Annotated in this window: 17 protein-coding genes; 8 read left to right on the top strand and 9 right to left on the bottom strand. The window is 67.9% G+C overall.

Translation table 11 applies throughout. The features are described 5' to 3' along the window. Positions 1–9: 9 nt before the first annotated feature. A complete protein-coding gene (locus JOD27_RS29425) occupies positions 10–210 on the top strand; it encodes a hypothetical protein (protein ID WP_204765529.1) in 201 nt (66 codons plus the stop codon). On the opposite strand, the gene JOD27_RS29420 is transcribed toward JOD27_RS29425, so the two are convergent. Genes JOD27_RS29420 through JOD27_RS29410 form a run of 3 tightly spaced genes read right to left on the bottom strand, consistent with a single transcriptional unit; the run spans position 207 to position 2,504 of the window. Then, a complete protein-coding gene (locus tag JOD27_RS29420) occupies positions 207–1,193 on the bottom strand; it encodes an aldo/keto reductase family protein (protein WP_204765528.1) in 987 nt (328 codons plus the stop codon). The two genes, JOD27_RS29425 and JOD27_RS29420, sit on opposite strands and share 4 nt — an antisense overlap. Next, on the bottom strand, positions 1,190–1,858 hold the full coding sequence (locus JOD27_RS29415) for a class I SAM-dependent methyltransferase (protein ID WP_204765527.1): 669 nt from the start codon (positions 1,856–1,858) through the stop codon (positions 1,190–1,192). Before JOD27_RS29415 ends, JOD27_RS29420 begins: the two co-directional genes overlap by 4 nt. A gap of 13 nt (positions 1,859–1,871) precedes the next feature. Further along, the gene (locus tag JOD27_RS29410) at positions 1,872–2,504 is read right to left on the bottom strand and encodes a DUF3043 domain-containing protein (RefSeq protein WP_204765526.1); all 633 of its coding nucleotides are present in this window, start codon (positions 2,502–2,504) and stop codon (positions 1,872–1,874) included. A gap of 42 nt (positions 2,505–2,546) precedes the next feature. Here JOD27_RS29410 and JOD27_RS29405 point away from each other — a divergent pair, with 42 nt between their 5' ends. Continuing rightward, positions 2,547–3,596: a glycerate kinase family protein gene (locus JOD27_RS29405; RefSeq protein ID WP_204765525.1), complete on the top strand. Its 1,050-nt coding sequence runs from the start codon at positions 2,547–2,549 to the stop codon at positions 3,594–3,596. Positions 3,597–3,767: 171 nt separating this feature from the next. Beyond that, entirely contained in the window at positions 3,768–4,136 is a 369-nt protein-coding gene (locus JOD27_RS29400; protein WP_109640568.1) for a HesB/IscA family protein, read from the top strand. A 113-nt stretch (positions 4,137–4,249) separates the two neighbouring features. On the opposite strand, the gene JOD27_RS29395 is transcribed toward JOD27_RS29400, so the two are convergent. After that, positions 4,250–4,423 carry a hypothetical protein gene (locus tag JOD27_RS29395; RefSeq protein ID WP_170155222.1) on the bottom strand — a complete coding sequence of 58 codons (174 nt, stop codon included), beginning with the start codon at positions 4,421–4,423 and terminating at the stop codon, positions 4,250–4,252. A gap of 159 nt (positions 4,424–4,582) precedes the next feature. Between JOD27_RS29395 and JOD27_RS29390 the strand changes: the two genes are divergently transcribed. Then, on the top strand, positions 4,583–5,515 hold the full coding sequence (locus JOD27_RS29390; protein ID WP_204765652.1) for a carbohydrate kinase family protein: 933 nt from the start codon (positions 4,583–4,585) through the stop codon (positions 5,513–5,515). Positions 5,516–5,522: 7 nt separating this feature from the next. After that, positions 5,523–6,203, top strand: coding sequence for a class I SAM-dependent methyltransferase (locus JOD27_RS29385; RefSeq protein ID WP_204765524.1), 681 nt, complete (start codon positions 5,523–5,525; stop codon positions 6,201–6,203). A gap of 122 nt (positions 6,204–6,325) precedes the next feature. On the opposite strand, the gene asnB is transcribed toward JOD27_RS29385, so the two are convergent. Continuing rightward, complete coding sequence (gene asnB / locus JOD27_RS29380) at positions 6,326–8,254, bottom strand: asparagine synthase (glutamine-hydrolyzing) (protein WP_204765523.1); 1,929 nt, start codon at positions 8,252–8,254, stop codon at positions 6,326–6,328. Between the two features lie 180 nt (positions 8,255–8,434). Here asnB and ctaC point away from each other — a divergent pair, with 180 nt between their 5' ends. Next, positions 8,435–9,367, top strand: coding sequence for an aa3-type cytochrome oxidase subunit II (gene ctaC, locus JOD27_RS29375; RefSeq protein ID WP_307830397.1), 933 nt, complete (start codon positions 8,435–8,437; stop codon positions 9,365–9,367). A gap of 14 nt (positions 9,368–9,381) precedes the next feature. Next, positions 9,382–9,798 carry a cytochrome c oxidase subunit 4 gene (locus tag JOD27_RS29370; protein WP_204765521.1) on the top strand — a complete coding sequence of 139 codons (417 nt, stop codon included), beginning with the start codon at positions 9,382–9,384 and terminating at the stop codon, positions 9,796–9,798. A 300-nt stretch (positions 9,799–10,098) separates the two neighbouring features. On the opposite strand, the gene JOD27_RS29365 is transcribed toward JOD27_RS29370, so the two are convergent. From JOD27_RS29365 to JOD27_RS29350, 4 genes are all read right to left on the bottom strand, one after another. Then, on the bottom strand, positions 10,099–10,770 hold the full coding sequence (locus JOD27_RS29365) for a lysophospholipid acyltransferase family protein (protein ID WP_204765520.1): 672 nt from the start codon (positions 10,768–10,770) through the stop codon (positions 10,099–10,101). Between the two features lie 135 nt (positions 10,771–10,905). Then, positions 10,906–11,946 carry an anthranilate phosphoribosyltransferase gene (trpD, locus tag JOD27_RS29360; protein ID WP_204765519.1) on the bottom strand — a complete coding sequence of 347 codons (1,041 nt, stop codon included), beginning with the start codon at positions 11,944–11,946 and terminating at the stop codon, positions 10,906–10,908. Positions 11,947–11,952: 6 nt separating this feature from the next. Next, positions 11,953–12,363 (bottom strand): hypothetical protein, encoded by a 411-nt coding sequence (locus tag JOD27_RS29355; protein ID WP_204765518.1) that lies wholly within the window; start codon positions 12,361–12,363, stop codon positions 11,953–11,955. Positions 12,364–12,428: 65 nt separating this feature from the next. After that, positions 12,429–12,830 carry a hypothetical protein gene (locus JOD27_RS29350; RefSeq protein WP_204765517.1) on the bottom strand — a complete coding sequence of 134 codons (402 nt, stop codon included), beginning with the start codon at positions 12,828–12,830 and terminating at the stop codon, positions 12,429–12,431. A 93-nt stretch (positions 12,831–12,923) separates the two neighbouring features. On the opposite strand from JOD27_RS29350, the gene ctaE reads away from it, so the two are divergent. After that, positions 12,924–13,535: an aa3-type cytochrome oxidase subunit III gene (gene ctaE, locus JOD27_RS29345; protein ID WP_204765516.1), complete on the top strand. Its 612-nt coding sequence runs from the start codon at positions 12,924–12,926 to the stop codon at positions 13,533–13,535. The last annotated feature ends 18 nt before the right edge of the window (positions 13,536–13,553 follow it).

Here is a 13,553-nt window from a genome sequence, read left to right as displayed (position 1 = left end):
CCTTCGTCCATGGAGTTCCGCTGGCGCTACCAGGATGCACAAGGCCGCGACGTCGCGGGCCCGGACGTGGCGTTCGCCGACCAGACGGAGGCGGAGGAGTGGTTCAGCGCCGAGTGGCGTGACCTGCTCGACGCCGGGGTCGAGCAGGTCACGCTGCTGCGCTCGGAATCCGAGGTGTACGGCCCGATGAGCCTCCACCCGGTCAACTAACCCTGGGCGGTCAGCCTCGGGTCGTCGGTGATGACGCCTTCGAGAACCGTGTCGATCTGCTTGAGCACGTCGTCGTCGAGCTCGACGTCGATGGCCTTGACGTTCTCGTAGACCTGCTCCGGACGTGACGCGCCGATGATCGCGGACGCGACGTTCGGGTTCTTCAGCACCCACGCGACCGCGAGCTGCGCCATCGTGACGCCGGCTTCCTCGGCGATCGGCTTGAGCTGCTGCACGGCGTTCAGCACGTCGTCACGCATCCAGCGCGCGATCATCTGCGACCCGCGCGCGTCGGCGAGACGCGAGCCCTCGGGCACGTCGGCTCCCGGCAGGTACTTGCCGGTCAGGATGCCCTGCGCGACCGGGGAGAAGACGATCTGGCTCAGACCCTCGCGCTCACAGGCCGGAATGACCTGCGGCTCGATGACGCGCCACAGCATCGAGTACTGCGGCTGGTGCGACACGAACGGGATCTGCAGCTCACGCGCCAGCGCGGCACCGCGGGTGATCTGCTCGGCGGTCCACTCGGACACACCGACGTAGAGGACCTTGCCCTGGCGGACGAGGTCGGCGAACGCCAGCATCGTCTCTTCCAGCGGCACGCTGTAGTCGAACCGGTGGGCCTGGTAGAGGTCGACGTAGTCGGTCTGCAGGCGCTTCAGCGACGCGTTGGCCGACTCCATGATGTGCTTGCGGCCGAGCCCGCGGTCGTTGGGGCCGCCGGGACCGGTCGGCCAGTAGACCTTCGTCAGGATCTCCAGCGACTCGCGCCGCTCACCCTTGAGCGCGCGGCCGAGCACCGACTCCGCGGCCGTGTTGGCGTAGACGTCGGCGGTGTCGAAGGTCGTGATTCCCGACTCGAGCGCCGCCTTCACGCAGGCGTGCGCCTGCTCTTCCTCAACCTGCGACCCGTGGGTGAGCCAGTTGCCGTACGAGATCTCGCTGATGGACAGGCCGCTGCGGCCGAGTCGACGGAACTTCATACATCGGAGCTTAAACCGAAATCGTTCGTACTGCTAATGAACTTCGGTGCCCGCCAGACCAGCGAATACCGCCAGAACACGTGCCTGCGGATGCGTGCGCCAGGCGTGATCTCGGCTGCCACCGCGCGGATCTCCGGCAACGCCGGCGCCGTCATCACCACCGGCATCTCCGCGTCGTGGGGCTTGCCGCCGGTGCCGTTGAGGGCCTTCGCCAGTCCGACGAGCGCGTTCGCGGGCAACGTCACGAGCTCCATCGCCCGGTCGGCGGGCGTCGCCATCTTGTACAGCCCGATGACGATCAGCAGCCCGCCGGGCTTGGTCAGTTCGGCGAGCCTGGTGAGGCCCTCGCGCAACGGCAGGTGGTGCAGGCTCGCCTCGGCCGTGACGACGTCGTAGCGGCCCAGCTCCTGCGTGAGCACGTCACCGTGAATCCATCGGACATCATCGCTGGTCGCCCGCGCACGCTCGATCATGCGCGCGCTGGCGTCGATCGCGGTGACCTCTTCGGCGTTGATCGACCGCGCCAGGTCACCCAGTCCGCAGCCAACGTCGAGCGCGGACCCGACCTGAGACGGCAACTGCCGGAGCAGCCAGCGGCGGTACCACTCGTTGTGGCTCCACCGCAGCTTCTCCGGCAGCTGAAGCTTGCGCTGCTTCTCGCGCACGTACCTGCCTGTTTTACTTGACAGTGTCGCCGGGCTTCACGCGCGGCTTCGGGACCCGCAGGCGACGCAGCTGGCTCGCGCGGATGAACGAGTACCAGCCGATCGAGATGCCCTTGATCGGCTCGTTCGGGAACTTCGCCCGAACCCTCTTCGTGATGATCCGGCCGAGGACGAGACCCTCGATGACCATCACGATCAGCACAAACGTCGTCGCCATCGTCGCGTATTGCTGCACGGCGAGCGACGGCGTCAGCAGCGCCACGAACACCAGGATCGCGAGCGGCATGAACAGGCCCATGAGGTTGCGGCGCGAGTCGACCAGGTCGCGGATGTACGCCTTGACCGGTCCGCGGTCGCGCGGCAGCAGGTACTTGTCGTCGCCCGCCATCATGCGCTGACGACGCTCGACGGCCGCGGCACGGCGCTCTTCCTTGCTCACCTTGTTGCCGCGCATGCGCTTGAACGCCTCGCGCTGCGTGCGGGGAGGCGGCGGAACCGGACCGCTGCGCCTGCCCTGCGCCTCACGCCGCTTCGGCGTCGGCCTGCCCTTGCCCGCGCTGCGCGCCTTCTCGAGCGGCTCGGCGAGCTCGGCTCCCGACTCGGGAGCTTCGGCAGTGGTGTCGGAGTTGCGACGCAGGAACCTCACGGCACAAGGGTAGGACAGGGGTTCTTCTGTACCTTTCGCGAGGTGCGCGTACTCATCGCTCCGGACTGCTTCGGCGGCACCCTGACCGCCCGTGAGGCCGCCGACGCCATCGCCACCGGCTGGCGCGAGGCCAAACCAGACGACGCCATCACCCAACGCCCACTGGCCGACGGAGGCCCCGGTTTCGTGGACGTCCTGCACGCTGCGATGTCGGCTGCCGGCGTGCCAGCCGATATCCGATATATCGACGTCACCGGCCCGCTCGGCAAGCCCGTGGAGGCCCGCTGGCTCAGCGTGTCGGCCGACGGCGTGCGGACCGCGTACATCGAGTCCGCCGAGGCGTGCGGCCTCCACCTCATCCCGGCGGAACTCCGTCCGGAATCCTGCGAGACGGCCACTACCCGCGGCGTCGGCGAGCTCATCGCGGCAGCGGCGGATGACAACGATGTCATCACGGTTGGGCTGGGAGGCTCCGGCACGACCGACGGCGGCGCCGGAATGCTCGCCGCTCTGTCCGACGCCGGCGTCTCGCTCACTGATATATCGCTCGTCGCCGCGTCCGACGTCGAAAACCCGCTCCTCGGCCCGCACGGCGCCGCGCACACCTTCGGCCCGCAAAAGGGCGCGTCCCCGGAAGCCGTAGAACGCCTCGAGGTCAAGCTCGCCGCGATGGACGTCCTCAAGCCCGTATCCGACATACCGGGCGCCGGAGCCGCCGGCGGTCTGGGTGCCGCCCTCCTGTCTCTCGGCGCCACGGTGACGTCGGGCGCGGGCCTCGTCCGCGAACTGACCGGCCTCGACGCCGCCCTCGACGCCGCCGATGTCGTGATCACCGGTGAGGGCAGCTTCGACTGGCAGTCACTCCGCGGCAAGCTCATCACCGCCGTAGCCGCCGGCGCCGCCGAACGCGGCATCCCGTGCATCGCCATCGCGGGCCAGGTCGCCGTCGGCCGCCGCGAGATGGCCGCCGCCGGCGTCCAGGAGGCCTACTCGGTGTCCGACCACGTCGGCTCTGTGCAAAAGTCGATTGCGGACGCCCGCAAAAGTCTCATTGCAACGGCGCGGCATGTGGCGCGGCAGTGGTCGCGTTAGAGCGACGACGAGGCCTGTTGGAGCGCGACTGATATATTGGTTGGGGAGTGCGTGGTGGTCCACGTGACGTTCGACATGGGTGCTCGCTGTGGGACCATGGAAGTGGAACAAAGCGGGAGACGCCCGTGTTGTTGATGGGCGAACCGCCCGCAAGGACCTCTTAGGAGTGCCATGACGACCGCTCAGGATGCAGCTTCGACCTCCGAGGCGCCCACCCACGGCGTGACGCTGACCGACGCCGCCTCCGTCAAGGCCAAGGCGCTGCTCGACCAGGAGGGCCGCGACGACATGCACCTGCGCATCGCCGTCCAGCCCGGTGGTTGCGCGGGTCTGCGGTACCAGCTGTTCTTCGACGAGCGCACGCTCGACGGTGACGCGTTCCGCGACTTCAACGGCATGAAGGTCGCCGTTGACCGGATGAGCGCCCCGTACGTCGAAGGCGCTGTCATCGACTTCGTGGACACGATCGAGAAGCAGGGCTTCACGATCGACAACCCGAACGCCGGCGGGTCGTGCGCCTGCGGCGACTCGTTCCACTAAGGCGAACCACGCGCGAGGCCGCGTTCCCGCACCGACGGGAACGCGGCCTCGCGCTGTGCCAGAGGAAAGTACCTGGCGGAAGTGCCGCTCAGGAGTCCGTCAAGTTCCGGCTGTCAGGCTCCGTACTCGGTCAGGCCTTCGACCTGGCGGGTGCACTGATCGTCGACCTGCCAGGGAGCGGCCGCGCGAGGCGCCGGAAGGGGGTGCTCGGGGTGCGTCAGAGCGAAGGGGAGCTGCGCGCAGTCGTCGATCAGCTCACTCATCGTGGTTGCCTCGGGGATCGTCACGTCCCGACCGTATGTCGGCGGTCTGACCTGCGGTAGCCCTACCAAACGGTAGTCTTCACAGCTGCACTCATCCGGGTGGGTTGTCACGTAGCGCAACAAGGGAATGGGAGAGCCGACGTGCCGGTAGCCGTGTGCGGCAGCATCGCGACCGACCATCTGATGCACTTTCCGGGTCGTTTCGCGGACCAGCTGGTCGCGGAGCGTCTCGACCGTGTGTCACTGAGCTTCCTGGTCGACGACCTCGTGGTCCGCCGCGGTGGCATCGGCGCGAACATCGCGTTCGGCCTCGGTGTCCTCGGGGTGCGTCCGGTGCTCGTGGGCGCCGTCGGCAAGGACTTCGACGACTACCGCTCGTGGCTCGAGCGGCACGGCGTCGACACGTCCGGCGTGTACGTATCCGAGGTCGCGCACACCGCGCGGTTCGTCTGCACAACGGACGACGACATGTGCCAGATCGCCTCCTTCTACGCCGGTGCGATGGCCGAGGCGCGCAACATCGAGCTGGCGCCGATCGCGAGCCGCGTCGAGAACCTCGAGCTCGTCGTCATCAGCCCCGACGACCCCGCCGCCATGCTCCGGCACGCCGAGGAGTGCCGTCAGCGCGGCTACCGGTTCGCCGTCGACCCGTCGCAGCAGCTCGCCCGCATGGACGGCGACCAGGCGCGGGCGTTCATCGAGGGCGCCGAGTACCTCTTCAGCAACGACTACGAGTGGGAGCTGCTGCTGCAGAAGACCGGCTTCAGCGAGGCCGACGTCCTCGCTCGTGTCGGCAAGCGCGTCACCACGCTCGGCGCCAAGGGCGTCGAGATCGTCGACAAGGACGGCTTCTCGCTGCACGTCCCCGCGGTCGCCGAGGTCGCGAAGACGGACCCGACCGGTGTCGGCGACGGCTTCCGCGCGGGCTTCCTCGCCGGCACGACCTCGGGCCTGAGCATCGAGCGCGCTGCTCAGCTCGGTTCGCTGATCGCCGTCGAGGTGCTCGAGACCGTCGGAACGCAGGAGTGGGTGCTGGACCGGGAGTCGGCGCTCGCCCGCATTCGTGGTGCCTTTGGTGACGAAGCCGCTGAGGAGATCGCCCCGGTCCTGCCATGATCGGACAATGGGGACGTACCTGTTCGGCGACACCGGTGAGTTGCTCGATTCGCAGTTCGACGCGCTGAGCTCCCTGCTCGACGCGGGCACGTTCGCCCGCGTCGAGCGGCTCGGCGTCACGGACGGCTGGCGCTGCCTGGAGGTCGGCGGTGGCGGGGGATCGGTGGCGAACTGGCTCGCCGACGTCGTCGCGCCGTCCGGGCATGTGACAGTCACCGACCTGGACATCTCACGGCTCGAGGAACGCGACAACGTCACCGTCCTCCTCGAACACGACGTGGTATCCAATATATTGCCCGGCAATGCGTACGACCTGGTCCATGCCCGCCTGGTGCTCTTCTACCTCCCCGCCCGCGACGCCGTCCTGCGCAAGCTGCGCGACTCGTTGCGTCCCGGCGGCTGGCTCGTGCTCGACGAGTTCGACTGCCTGCCGCTCGAAGTGCTCAAAGCCGCCCCCGACGACGCGAAGCTGATCATGCGGGTGAAGAACGCCCTGCTGACGCTGCTCCAACAGGCGGGCGCGGAGCTGGCGTGGGGGAGCGCGCATCGAGAAGGCGTTGCTCGACACCGGTCTGCACGACGTGAGTGGCTCCCGCGAGGTGCAGGAGTGGGAGGGCGGCTCACCCGGCTGCCGGCTGCTCGCCACCAGCGCACGTCAGGTGCGCGCGAAGCTGCCGTTGTCCGATGACGAGTTCGACCGGTATCTGGCGCTGATGGCGTCGCCCGAGACCGTCGTCAGCTCGTATGCGATGTGTAGCGCGCAAGGCCGCAGGTGACTGAAAAGGGCCCCTCCGGAGAGGGGCCCTTCCATCAGAGCTTGACGGGGTAGTGCGGCTCCGGAATCTCCGGCTTGATGCGGCCTTCGACGAAGATGCCGTGCCAGATCATGAACACCAGCAGCGCCCAGATGCGGCGGCTGTGGTCGATGATCCCCGAGCGGTGCTCCTCGATCAGGCGCAGCACCGCGTGCTTGTCGAGGTACTGGTCGGTCTGCGAGTCGCGCACGATGTCGACGGCCCAGTCGTGCATCTCGTCCTTGAGCCAGTGCCGGATCGGCACGGGGAAGCCGAGCTTGCGGCGGTTCAGCACGTGCGCGGGCACGATGTCGCGGATCGCCTTGCGCAGGGCGAACTTCGTGGTGTCCTTCGTGATCTTCAGCTCACTCGGGATCTGCGAAGCGATCTTGAAGACCTCCGGGTCCAGGAACGGGACGCGCAGCTCCAGCGAGTTCGCCATGGTCATCTTGTCGGCCTTGACCAGGATGTCGCCGCGCAGCCACGTGAACAGGTCGACGTGCTGCATGCGTGTGACCGGGTCCCAGTGCTGCGACTCGCGATACGGCTGGGCCGTGACGTTCATGTGCGAGACGTTGGGGTCGTACGTCCGCAGCACCTCGCGCAGCTGCGGATCGAGGAAGATCCGGGCGTTGCCGTAGTAGCGCTCCTCCAGCGTGAGCGCGCCACGACGCAGCAGGTCCTTTCCGCGCACGCCCTGCGGGATCTTCGTGGAGACCTTGCCCATCGCCTTGCGCAGCGCGCCGGGCACCTTCTCGAACGCCGCCAGCGACAGCGGCTCGCGGTAGATCGTGTAGCCGCCGAACAGCTCGTCCGCGCCCTCACCGGACAGGACGACCTTCACGTGCTGACGCGCCTCACGCGCGATGAACCACAACGGCACCAGCGCCGGGTCGGCCACCGGGTCGTCCAGGTACCAGGTGATCAGCGGCAGGGAGTCCATCATCTCCTGCGCGCTCACCGTGCGGACGACGTGCTTCACACCGATCAGCGCCGCCGACTCCGCCGCGACGTCGACCTCGGAGAAGCCCTGACGCTCGAAGCCCGTCGTGAACGTGATCAGGTCCGGGTTGTGCTCCTTGGCGAGCGCAGCGACCACCGTCGAGTCGATGCCGCCGGACAGGAACGAGCCGACCGTCACGTCCGCGCGCATGTGCTTGGCGACCGAGTCGCGCAGCGCCGCCGTGATCTCGTCGTACAGCGCGTCCGCCTCCGCCTCGCTGCGGACCGTGCGCACCCTGAAATTCGCGGGGAAGTAGCGCTCGAACACCGGCGCCTCGCCCGGCACCAGCGTGAACGAGTGGCCGGACTCCACGCGGAAGATCGAGTCGTGCAGCGAGGAGGGCTCGGGCACGTACTGCAGCGTGAGGTAGTGCTGCAGGCCCTTGACGTTCATCTTCGGCTCGATGCCGAGCGTGGGGGCGATCTCCAGCAGGATCTTCTTCTCGCTGGAGAACGCGACGCCGGCGGCGCCCTTCGCGTAGTACAGCGGCTTGATGCCGAATGGGTCGCGGCCGCCGAACAGGATCCGGCGCTCGGCGTCCCAGATGATGAAGGCGAACATGCCGCGCAGCTTCGTGATCGCCGCGGGACCGAAGTAGTGGTACGCGGCGACGATCGTCTCGGTGTCGCCGTCGGTGTGGAAGACGGCGCCGTACTTCTCGGTGAGCTCGGCGCGCAGCTCCAGGTAGTTGTAGATCTCGCCGTTGAAGTTGATCGTGTAGCGGTTCGGCGACTCCGGCGGACCCCAGGTCAGGGGCTGGTGGGAGTGCTCGATGTCGATGATGGCGAGGCGGTTGAAGCCGAACACGACCTCGTCGACCCGCCGGGTGCCGCTCTCGTCCGGCCCGCGGTGCCGCATGCAGCGCAGCGCGGCCTCCACAGCCGGGCGGGCGGATTCGGCCTCGTTCTCGCTAGGGCATACCAGTCCTGCCAGGCCGCACAAGGCTCTCGCACCTCTCAGAATCACGACGGGGAAGGCCCCAGTATGCCGAAGCGGCTCTGTGTGACCGAAACTGCACCGCAAGGGCGGTGCCCCCAAGGGGTGAGCGCGGTTGCGCTGGGCTACGCTCCCGCTTGATCCGTTGGCATGGCCAGTTGTTGTGAACGAGGAGGCGGGCGAGCAGTGGGCCTGAAGGAGGGCACCAGGGCATCCCGGCTGGCGAAGACCGCCGGGCTGGTCGGCCTGGTCGGTATCGGGGCCACCGGTTGCTCCACGGACGAGGTGCTGCGCTTCGGCTGGCCGGTGGCCGTCACGCCGCAGGCCGAGAGGATGCGCGAGCTCTGGACCTGGTCCGTGATCGCCGCGCTCGTCGTCGGCGTCATCGTGTGGGGCCTGATCCTGTGGTCGGTGGTCTTCCACCGCAAGAAGTCGGAAGAGCTGCCGCGTCAGACGGCGTACAACCTCCCGCTGGAGATCGTGCTCATCGTCGTGCCGACGGTGATCGTGGCGGTGCTTTTCTACTTCACCGCCATCACGCAGAACTACGTCACGGACAAGTCGGGCAAGCCCGACGTCAACGTCGACGTGATCGCGTTCCAGTGGAACTGGGAGTTCCAGTACCCGGACCACAAGACCGAGGACGGCAAGGTCGTCAGCACGGTCGGCACGTCGGGTGAGATCCCGATCATGGTGCTGCCGGCTCACAAGCGCATCCAGTTCAAGCTGCGCTCGACCGACGTCATCCACTCGTTCTTCGTGCCGGAGTTCCACTTCAAGCGCGACGTCTTCCCGATGCCGGAGAAGAACAACCAGGACAACGTCTTCCAGATCGACCAGATCGACCGTCCCGGTGCGTTCGTCGGCCGTTGCGCCGAACTGTGCGGCTCCTACCACGCGGTGATGAACTTCGAGGTCCGCGCCCTGGACGAGGCCGACTTCGACAAGTACATCGAGCTCCGCAAGGAGATCAACTCCAAGACGGGCAAGCCGTACACCACGGCCGAGGCGCTTTCGCAGGTGAACTGCGGTGAGCTGTGCGCGCCGCTGGCCACCACGACCACCCCGTTCAACACCGACCGGAAGGCCCGTGAGGCCTCCGGCGCGGGTCAGAAGTAGGGACACGCCCCGCGATGAAGATCGAAGCTCGCGTATTCGACCTGGTGATGGCCTTCTCGTTCTTCATGGCCATCGTCTACGGCTTTTGGACGCACGCGGCGACCGGCCACGTCGAGCCCACCGGTACGGTGGCGCTCGCGCTGACCGGCGGCCTGGCCCTCATCTCCGGCACCTACTTCCGGTTCGTGGCCCGTCGCATCGAGGTGCGGCCGGAGGACAACCCCGAGGCCGAGGTCTCCGACGGCGCCGGTGAGCTGGGCTTCTTCAGCCCGGGCTCGTACTGGCCGGTCGGCCTCGCGGCCGCGGCGGCGACCGCCGGTGTCGCGGTGGCGTTCTGGCACGTGTGGCTGCTCGTGGTCGCCATCATCCTGGTGCTGGTCATGGTCGGCGGCCTGGTGTTCGAGTACCACACCGGACCCAACCACGACTGATATCCGGTATATCGGATATAGCTCGCGTCTGAGGCCCTCTCCGTCACGGAGGGGGCCTCAGGCGTTTCCGCGGTTGTCCGGGCCGATATCCCACCTGTGATACATCGCATACTGGATATCTCCGGCCAACGCGTCCGACCCTCCGCGCGCGCCGGAGATCCCATATGCGATGTGTCGTATCCGATATCCGATATCCGATATATCGCATCTCGCATGTCATATATCACGCGAAAGAGCCCTCCCCGCCACGCGTGGTGGCAGGAAGGGCCCTTTGCAGGTCCTGAGAGCGTCGCAGAGGCGCTACGCCGCGACCGGGGTCTTCTGGTACGCGTCGACGTACTCCTGGCCGCTCAGGTCCAGGATGCGGTAGATGATCTCGTCGGTGACGCTGCGCAGCACCGGCAGCGACTCCTGCATGCCGTCGTAGCGGCTGAAGTCGAGCGGCTCGCCGAAACGGACCGTCACGGGGACGATCTTCGGGATCTTGCTGCCCACGGGCTGCACCTTGTCCGTGCCGATGATGCCCACCGGCACGACCGGCGCCCCGGACTCGAGGGCCATGCGGGCCACACCGGTGCGGCCGCGGTGCAGCATGCCGTCGAGCGAGCGGGTGCCCTCCGGGTAGATCGCGAAGGCCTCACCGCGCCCGAGGATCTCGGCGGCGGTGTCGAGCGCGGCGCGCGCGTCGCGGCCCTTGCCGCGGTGCACCGGCACGTGCCCGAGCGACGAGAAGAACCAGCGGGACAGCGAACCCTTCACCCCGGTACCGGTGAAGTACTCCGCCTTCGCGAGGAACGACACGCGCCGCGGCACGACCATGGGGATCACGACGCTGTCGATGAAGCTGAGGTGGTTCGCAGCCAGGATGACGGGGCCGTCGGTGGGGATGTTCTCCAGACCGTCGACCACCGGGCGGTAAACGAGACGGGCTGCGCGTGCGACGACATGCTTCATCACCGGGTAGAGGACCATGCCTCCAGCATTCCAGGTGGCGATTGCCGACGCGTTACCACGTGGTGCGCATCTCCGGCCGGTCACTCGCTCGGGCTACACCGATGCGGCTTCCGTGCGAGAAGGGTCACGCGCCGGGGACGGCGCGTGACCGAACTAGCCCTTCAGGGCCGTGGAGAGCTCCACCCAGCGACTCAGCAGCGTCGCCGCCGCGCCCGAGTCGACGGCGTCCGCCGCACGGCTCAGCGCGGCCGCCAGGTCGGCGTTCAGGTCGTCGGAGAATCCGCCGTGCGCCGCGATCGCACCGGCGGCGTTCACGAGCACCGCGTCCCGCACCGAACCCGTCTTGCCTGCCACCAGGTCGCGGACCACCTGAGCGTTGACGGACGCGTCGCCGCCCTTCAGGTCCTCCTCGCGTGCGGGCTTCACCCCGAGCAGGGCAGGGTCGATGGTCGCCGTGCGCACGACACCGTCCTGGGCGAGCCAGGCCGACGTCGTCGTGGTCGTGGTGATCTCGTCGAGGCCGTCGTCGCCCCGCACCACCAGCGCGGTGTTGCGGCGCCGGGCGAACACACCGGCGATCAGCGGCGCCGCGGCGGCCCTCGCGCAGCCGATCAGGCCGACGGTGGGCTGTGCCGGGTTCGTCAGCGGGCCGAGCAGGTTGAACGATGTCGGGATGCCGATCTCGCGGCGCACCGGGCCCGCGTGCCGGAATCCCGGGTGGAACACCGGGGCGAAGCAGAAGCCGATGCCCAGTTCCCGCACCGTGGCCTGCACGCCCTCAGGCGGCAGGTCGATCGCGACGCCCAGCGCCTCCAGCACGTCCGCCGTGCCGCACTGGGACGACGCCGCGCGGTTGCCGTGCTTCACCACGGGCACGCCCGCGGCGGCCGTGACGATCGCGGCCATCGTCGAAATGTTCACCGAGCCGGAATGATCGCCGCCGGTGCCCACGATGTCCGTCGCCCGCACGTCCACGGTGAAGCGGCGGGCGTGGTTCAGCATCATCGTCGCGAGGCCGTCGATCTCCTCCGGCGTCTCGCCCTTGGCACGCAACGCGACGACGAACGCCGCGACCTGCGCCGGGGTCGCCTCACCCGACATCACCTGGTCCATTCCCCAGGCGGTGTCGTCGGCGGTCAGGTCGACGCCGTCGATCAGCCGGTTGAGCAGCGAGGGCCAGGTGCGCTGGCTCATGGCCGATCAGCCCTTGACGACAGGAACAGCCGAGCCCCGCAGCACCTCGGCCACGGTCTCGGCGGCGGCCAGCGGGTCCAGCGGGTGCACGAGCACCGCGTCGGCCTGCGACCACGTCGCGAGCCAGCGGTCGTCCTTGCGGCGCACCGCGACGACGATCGGCGGGCAGTTCGTGATCTCGTCCTTGAGCTGGCGCGACAGGCCCATGCCGCCGGTCGGCTGCGCCTCGCCGTCGAGAATCAGCAGGTCGATCGAGCCGTTGTCGACCTCGTAGAGGACGTCGGCGATCGCACCGGCCTCGACGTAGTCGACGCGCGGCAGGTCCGGCGCGGGACGGCGGCCGACGGCAGTGATGATCGTCTCACGCACCTCGGGCCGGTGGCTGAACACCAGGATCTTCGTGGTCTGCGTGCTCATCTCACGATCCTCCGCTGCTGCTGCGACTGCGGTCCTGAAGAAAAGTGACCAAGGTCGCCGCGATGCTATCGGGCGGGCGGTGGTGATGGTTGAAGGGCGTCCCACCCCAGGGCTTCGCCGCCCAGCCGCTGAGCCAGCGACGCCATCCGCGACCGTTCCTGGGCGCAGTGCAGAGCATCCAGCTTCTGCACACGACTGATATGCGATATATCACCTGCGGCGAGCACCCAGCCGTCCGGCGCGAGCAGCTCACGCGCGCGTTCTACCTGGTCAGCGGGGATACGGACGTGGTGCCGCAGCACCGCGAGCTCGCCCGCACGCCACTGCGGGGAACGGGCCAAAGCGGCCGAATCGGCCTCCGCGATGTCGAACGCCTCGACGACCACGACGAGCGCCGGATCGCCGATCGACAACGCCGGTTCGTCCTGTCGGTGCAGTAAGTCCCGCAATCGGCTCAGCAAGCCCATCCGTTGATCTCCTCGCGATCACCCGCTGTGTGACCCAGCCGACCCATGATCCGCCCAGGACCCGATGGGCGGACGGAAATAGCGCAAGCAATAATGCTGCCCGTGACCACGGCAGCGCCTTCAATCGGCCAGCGCGTGCACTCGCTGAACCGTCCGAACATGGTCAGCGTCGGCACGATCGTCTGGCTGTCCAGCGAGCTCATGTTCTTCGCTGGCCTCTTCGCCATGTTCTTCACGGTGAAGGCCCAGAACGACACGGGGCATTGGCCTCCGCCGCCCACTGAGCTCAACGTCCCCTATGCGTCGTTCTTCACGATCATCCTCGTGGCGTCGTCGTTCACGTGCCAGTGGGGCGTGTTCGCGGCCGAGCGGGGTGACGTCTTCGGTCTGCGTCGCTGGTACATCGTGACGCTGATCATGGGCGCGACCTTCGTCGGCGGCCAGGCTGGTGAGTACTACCACCTCGTCCACGAGGGAACGACCATCCCGTCGTCGGCCTACGGCACGGTCTTCTACCTGACGACCGGCTTCCACGGCCTGCACGTCATCGGTGGTCTGATCGCGTTCGTCTACCTGTTGATCCGGACGAAGCTCAGCAAGTTCACCCCGGCTCAGGCCACCTCGGCGATCGTCGTGTCGTACTACTGGCACTTCGTCGACGTCGTGTGGATCGGCCTGTTCGCCGTCATCTACATCGTGCCCTGACCTAGTCAGCACACAGCA

It is taken from the genome of Lentzea nigeriaca (genome assembly GCF_016907955.1).
In the GTDB taxonomy this organism is placed as follows: Bacteria; Actinomycetota; Actinomycetes; order Mycobacteriales; family Pseudonocardiaceae; genus Lentzea; species Lentzea nigeriaca.
This window is presented reverse-complemented; position numbering and strand designations above follow the sequence as displayed.

Bases quoted from the DNA above. Each gene is read 5' to 3' on its own strand.
- JOD27_RS29390 (WP_204765652.1), top strand. From the start codon at position 4,583: ATGCACTTTCCGGGTCGTTTCGCGGACCAGCTGGTCGCGGAGCGTCTC.
- trpD (WP_204765519.1), bottom strand. From the start codon at position 11,946: ATGAGCCAGCGCACCTGGCCCTCGCTGCTCAACCGGCTGATCGACGGC.
- JOD27_RS29400 (WP_109640568.1), top strand. From the start codon at position 3,768: ATGACGACCGCTCAGGATGCAGCTTCGACCTCCGAGGCGCCCACCCAC.
- JOD27_RS29365 (WP_204765520.1), bottom strand. From the start codon at position 10,770: ATGGTCCTCTACCCGGTGATGAAGCATGTCGTCGCACGCGCAGCCCGT.
- JOD27_RS29420 (WP_204765528.1), bottom strand. From the start codon at position 1,193: ATGAAGTTCCGTCGACTCGGCCGCAGCGGCCTGTCCATCAGCGAGATC.
- ctaE (WP_204765516.1), top strand. From the start codon at position 12,924: ATGCTGCCCGTGACCACGGCAGCGCCTTCAATCGGCCAGCGCGTGCAC.
- JOD27_RS29370 (WP_204765521.1), top strand. From the start codon at position 9,382: ATGAAGATCGAAGCTCGCGTATTCGACCTGGTGATGGCCTTCTCGTTC.
- JOD27_RS29385 (WP_204765524.1), top strand. From the start codon at position 5,523: ATGGGGACGTACCTGTTCGGCGACACCGGTGAGTTGCTCGATTCGCAG.
- JOD27_RS29355 (WP_204765518.1), bottom strand. From the start codon at position 12,363: ATGAGCACGCAGACCACGAAGATCCTGGTGTTCAGCCACCGGCCCGAG.
- JOD27_RS29350 (WP_204765517.1), bottom strand. From the start codon at position 12,830: ATGGGCTTGCTGAGCCGATTGCGGGACTTACTGCACCGACAGGACGAA.
- JOD27_RS29425 (WP_204765529.1), top strand. From the start codon at position 10: ATGGAGTTCCGCTGGCGCTACCAGGATGCACAAGGCCGCGACGTCGCG.